Annotated in this window: 1 protein-coding gene; it reads right to left on the minus strand. The window is 38.5% G+C overall.

Translation table 11 applies throughout. The features are described from left to right. Positions 1–12 precede the first annotated feature (12 nt). A protein-coding gene (locus NI468_RS16050; protein WP_370981754.1) for an IS5 family transposase occupies positions 13–764 on the minus strand; the annotation gives its coding sequence in 2 pieces (ribosomal slippage) (positions 13–530 and positions 530–764; 753 coding nt in all). Positions 765–845 lie beyond the last annotated feature (81 nt).

Here is an 845-nt window from a genome sequence, read left to right on the forward strand (position 1 = left end):
TAGGGTGTGTCCTCATTTGGCTTTGCACCAAATAAATATACAGGCTATACGAATCATAGATTTATAATTGCGTGCCAGTTTATCAAATCGAGTTGCAATAGCACGGAAATGTTTTAATCTCGCAAAAGCATTTTCAACTAAATGTCTTAATTTATATAGATATTTATCAAATTCCTTATTCGATCTCTTACTGTTTGATCTCAATGGAATAATGGGAATCATATTCTTGTTCTTGGCATATATTCTAATGTGCTCAGCATCATACCCCTTATCAGCAATGAGATAAGTTGCCTCGTCTACCGTATCAATCAGTTGTTTTGCAACTTGACTGTCGTGGACGTCACCCCCAGTGATTTTAAAATCAATCGGTAATCCATTCGCGTCGGTTGCAAGATGTATTTTTGTTGTTCGTCCACCACGTGATTGTCCAATTGCTCTTTCGAAACCATGCCGAGCTCCACTTGCATGTTGATGCACGCGTATGTAACTTCCGTCAATGAATACCCATTCTTGATCCAAGACGCCTCGTAATCTAAAAAAAATTTATCCCACAATCCCTTGCTTGCCCAACGATTAAAGCGATTGTAAGCAGTTTGCCAAGGACAAAATTCTTGGGGAATATCACGCCATGTGGCGCCTGTACGCAGTTTCCATAAGATCGCTTCCATGATATTTCTACTATTCTTTGAACAGTAACAACCGTGTAATCGCATAGTATCTTGAATTTGCTGCCAGATATCATCGGTGAGAAGAGTACGTGCCATTGAAAAAATATAGAAATCAAAAGAGCTTAAAGGAGGATTTTAAGTATTTAAAACCAATTTTTCAAATGAGGACACGCCCTA

Source organism: Acinetobacter lwoffii (genome assembly GCF_024129355.1).
Taxonomy (GTDB): Bacteria; Pseudomonadota; Gammaproteobacteria; order Pseudomonadales; family Moraxellaceae; genus Acinetobacter; species Acinetobacter lwoffii_I.